Here is a 3,959-nt window from a genome sequence, read left to right as displayed (position 1 = left end):
CCTCTACGAACTCAGCGCAGCCGAGGACGCCCTCCGGCGGGCGGTGGAGGCCCGGCTGCCGGCGCCCATGTCCTACACGCAGTTTGAAGTCCTGCGGGATTTCCTGCGCTTTGGCGACGGGGCCGCGCCGGCGGAGATCGCCGACAGGCTGCGAATGACCCGGGGCGCGGTGACGCACCTGCTCCAGCGCCTGGAGGCCCTGGGATGGATCCGGATCGCCGGGGACGACCGTGACGGGCGGCGCAAGCAGGTCTTCATGACTCCGGAAGGCGCAGACAGGGCTCGCAGCGCGGCCGCGGCCCTACGCCCGGGAACTGACCGCCTGAAAACTGATTTGAATGACAACTATCTGCAGGATGGCCTCGCCTTCCTGCGCGACCTCCGCCTCGGTCTGGAGGCGCTCAGCCCCGCCGACGGACCTCGAGGATCGAACCCCGGACGCCGATGACCTCCACCTCGGCGCCGGCGGCCAGGGAGCCGCCGCCTTCCAGGTGCGCGGCCCATTCCTTGCCGTCGAGGGCGATCCGCCCCTCGCCCTTGTGGAAGGCGTCCACGGTACGGGCGGCCTGGCCGACCAGGCGCGTGGAGGTGTCATTGATGTCCCCGTACGCCGCCGCCCCACCCCGTGGAAAGTAACGGCGGGCGCCGAAGGTGGTGACCAGGGTCAGGACGGCGAAGAAGACCGCCTGGCCTGTCCAGCCGGGATCCAGCACGAGGGCGAGCAGGGCCACGGCGCCCGCCGAAGCGGAGGGCCACAGGAGCCAGCCTGTGCCGGTCGCCGCCTCGATGGCGAGGAGGGCCACGGCCAATCCCCCCCAGAACCAGAACGGCTGGGCGGCGAGGAGTTCGATCACGCCCGCCATTTCAGCCCTCCCTCGCGCCGCCGCGGGCGCTGTTGATGAGTTCGGACACGCCGGCGATCGAGCCGATCATCGAGGACATCTCGGCGGGCACGATCACTGTCCTCTGCTGTGGGCTCTCAGCCAGCTTGGCGAAGGCGTCCACATAGCGCTGGGCGACGAAGTAGTTGATGGCGTTGACGTCGCCCTTGGCGATGGCTTCGGACACCATGCGGGTGGCTTCGGCCTCGGCCTCGGCGGACCGCTCCCGGGCTTCGGCGTCCCGGAAGGCGGCCTCACGGCGGCCCTCGGCCTCCAGGATGGCCGCCTGCTTGGCGCCCTCGGCCCGGGCGATCGCCGCCTGCTTCTCGCCGTCCGCCTCGGTGATCACGGCGCGTCGCTCCCGCTCGGCCTTCATCTGGCGGGCCATGGCGTTGGAGATGTCCGGCGGCGGCAGCAGGTCCTTGATCTCGATCCGCGCCACCTTCACGCCCCAGGGGCTGGTGGCCTCGTCGATGACCGCGAGAAGCCGGGTGTTGATCTGGTCGCGCTGGCTCAGCACCTCGTCCAGCTCCATGTTCCCGACCACCGTGCGCAGGTTGGTCATGGAGAGCTGGGTGATGGCGTAGTCGAGGTTGGTCACCCGGTAGGCGGCAGAGGCGGCGTCCATGACCTGGATGAAGACAATGGCGTCCACCTGGACGGTGACGTTGTCCTTGGTGATGACCTCCTGACGGGGCACATCCAGGACCTGCTCCATCATGTTGATCCGGGCGCCGATGGTCTCGACGAAGGGGGTCAGGATGTTGATGCCGGGCTTGAGGGTGCGGACATACCGGCCGAAGCGCTCGACCGTAAACTCCCGTCCCTGAGGGACAATCTTGATCGTCGACAGAACGACCACGATGGCGAGAAGGACAAGAAGTCCGACCGTCAGCAGGGGAAACATGGCATCCTCCGGTTGGGTAGAGGAAATCTAGGGATCCCGGCATGGCTTTGGAACAGGTTCAGGCTACAGATCACTACAGCGTGTTCAGCAGAGTCAGAACCGGCGGGCTGGCGGCTGCGGCGCTGGCGCTGGCGGTGCTCCTCCCCTCATACAGCCTGGCCGCCACAGCCAAGCCTGCCCCTGCAAAAGCGGCGCCCCCCAAGGCGCCCGCCTTCGACGCCCGGCGCACCGCTGACGTCATCGCGCTGCTGGCGTCCCTGGAAGCGAAGGCCGAGGTCGCCCGCCAGGCGGACGGCCAGGTGTTCATGAACGTGACCACTCCGGGCGGCGGGTTCGGCGCCCAGATGGTGGGCTGCGACGAGACCTTCGCCACCTGCCGCGCGATGGCCCTCTACAGCGCCTTCTCCCGCAAGGGCGTGAACATGGCCCAGATCAACGACTACAACCGCAGCCAGCTGACCTGCCGGGGCATCATGACCCCGACCGGAGAGCCCAGCGTCATGTACGCCATCCTCCTCAGCGGCCGGATGAATCGCGACGACCTGAGAGAGCATGTCGGGGTCTGGCAGGGGTGCCTGAGCGGATTCGGCGAGTTCATTCAGGACCCGATCGGATTCCTGTCCCGGCCGCAGGGCTAGCCAGGCTCGGGAAGAAGACCCGCCTCCCAGATCTGCGTATCTTTACATTGCTTAGATTTATGCTAGCTGAGCGGACCATGCTGGCGGCCGTCCGGGCGCCGTGACCGGGGGACACGACATGCCAACCCAAGCCCAGGCCGCCGGTCCGACGGCCGGTCGCATCGTCTCCATCGATGTGGTCCGCGGAATGGCCGTGCTCGGCATCCTTCTGATGAACATCGTGGCCATGGGCCTGCCCACCTACGCCTACCTCAACCCGGTCTATGGCGGAGGGACCACTGGGGCCGACTTCTGGACCTGGGCCGTCAACAACGTCCTGACCGACGGCAAGATGCGCGCCCTCTTCACCATGCTGTTCGGCGCCTCGATGGTCCTGATCGCCAGCCGGGCGGAGACCGGGTCAGGCCTCGGACCCGTCCAGACCCACTACCGGCGGCTGTTCTGGATGTTCGTGATCGGCATGATCCACGCCTACTTCTTCTTCCTGGGCGACATCCTGGTGACCTACGCCCTTGCCGGGGCCCTGGTCTTTCCCCTCCGCCGGCTGGATCCGCGCCTCCTGATCGGACTGGGCGGCGCCGTCCTCGCCGCGCTGTTCGTGTGGCACTGGAGCGATGCTGGCCAGTTGAGCGCCCTCATGGCGGCGGCGACGGCGCCAGGGGCCGACGAAGCCGCCCGCAACGCCTGGGCTCAGGCTTCCCAGGGCATCCTGGCGCCACCGGGGTTCTCAGAGCAGGAAATCGCCCTGTTCCGGGGCGGATTCCTTGAGGCGCTGGAGGCGCGCGCGAGGGTCGCCTTGCTGCTCCAGATCACGATCCCCTTCGATGCGGGCCCCGAGGCCGTCGGCCAGATGCTCATTGGCATGGGCCTCTTCCGCCTGGGCTTCTTCTCGCTCGGGTGGTCGACCCGGGCCTACCTCGTCATGATGGCGCTGGGCTACGCCGTCGCCGCACCGTTCGCGGCCCTGCAGACCGGGATGATCCACGCTTCGGGCTTCGAGCCTCTCCGGACCCACGAGCTGATGGTCTGGCAGTCGATCACCCGGCCCTTCATCGCCCTGGCCCACGCCTCGGCCCTGCTGCTGATCGTCCGCGCCGGCCTCTTCCGCAGTCTCGTCTCGCGGCTGGAGGCGGCGGGCCGCATGGCCTTCACCAACTATCTGATGACCTCGGTGATCACGAGCCTGGTCTTCTGCGGCTATGGCCTGGGCCTCTACGGCCACCTGTCCCGCGCCGAGCAACTGTGGGTGGTGGCCGGCGTCTGGGCCCTGATCCTTCTGTGGAGCCGCCCCTGGCTGGCCCGCTTCCGCTACGGCCCCCTCGAATGGATCTGGCGCTCCCTCGTCCAGTGGAAGCGACAGCCATTCCGCAAGGCGACGGCCTAGGTCGCGCGGAGAAGCACGCAAGCGCGATTGCTCCCCCTCGGGGGGACTATTGCGAAATCCCCGGATCGTGATTCCCTGCTTTGGCGGCGGAGGATTTGCGATGTCAGTGAAGTCGACGGGACAGCTTGGGTTTGGAGAGATTGGCGCGG

The 3,959-nt window shown here is 67.9% G+C and carries 5 protein-coding genes; 3 read left to right on the top strand and 2 right to left on the bottom strand.

Annotated features, from left to right (window positions below):
• A partial coding sequence (locus INE98_RS06205) for a MarR family transcriptional regulator (RefSeq protein ID WP_293537441.1) occupies positions 1-448 on the top strand: 448 nt, incomplete at its 5' end.
• On the opposite strand, the gene INE98_RS06200 is transcribed toward INE98_RS06205, so the two are convergent.
• Positions 402-863, bottom strand: a complete 462-nt coding sequence (locus INE98_RS06200; protein WP_293537439.1) for an NfeD family protein — start codon at positions 861-863, stop codon at positions 402-404. The genes INE98_RS06205 and INE98_RS06200 overlap by 47 nt on opposite strands.
• A 1-nt stretch (position 864) precedes the next feature.
• On the bottom strand, positions 865-1,788 hold the full coding sequence (locus INE98_RS06195) for an SPFH domain-containing protein (protein ID WP_293537437.1): 924 nt from the start codon (positions 1,786-1,788) through the stop codon (positions 865-867).
• 41 nt (positions 1,789-1,829) lie between these two features.
• On the opposite strand from INE98_RS06195, the gene INE98_RS06190 reads away from it, so the two are divergent.
• Positions 1,830-2,426, top strand: a complete 597-nt coding sequence (locus INE98_RS06190) for a YbjN domain-containing protein (RefSeq protein WP_293537435.1) — start codon at positions 1,830-1,832, stop codon at positions 2,424-2,426.
• Between the two features lie 118 nt (positions 2,427-2,544).
• On the top strand, positions 2,545-3,810 hold the full coding sequence (locus INE98_RS06185) for a DUF418 domain-containing protein (protein ID WP_293537434.1): 1,266 nt from the start codon (positions 2,545-2,547) through the stop codon (positions 3,808-3,810).
• Positions 3,811-3,959: the final 149 nt, after the last annotated feature.

This window comes from Phenylobacterium sp. (assembly GCF_020253645.1).
Classification (GTDB): Bacteria; Pseudomonadota; Alphaproteobacteria; order Caulobacterales; family Caulobacteraceae; genus Phenylobacterium.
This window is presented reverse-complemented; position numbering and strand designations above follow the sequence as displayed.

Excerpts from the sequence above, each read along its gene's own strand:
- INE98_RS06195 (WP_293537437.1), bottom strand. The coding sequence starts at position 1,788 with ATGTTTCCCCTGCTGACGGTCGGACTTCTTGTCCTTCTCGCCATCGTG.
- INE98_RS06185 (WP_293537434.1), top strand. The coding sequence starts at position 2,545 with ATGCCAACCCAAGCCCAGGCCGCCGGTCCGACGGCCGGTCGCATCGTC.
- INE98_RS06200 (WP_293537439.1), bottom strand. The coding sequence starts at position 863 with ATGGCGGGCGTGATCGAACTCCTCGCCGCCCAGCCGTTCTGGTTCTGG.
- INE98_RS06190 (WP_293537435.1), top strand. The coding sequence starts at position 1,830 with ATGGCTTTGGAACAGGTTCAGGCTACAGATCACTACAGCGTGTTCAGC.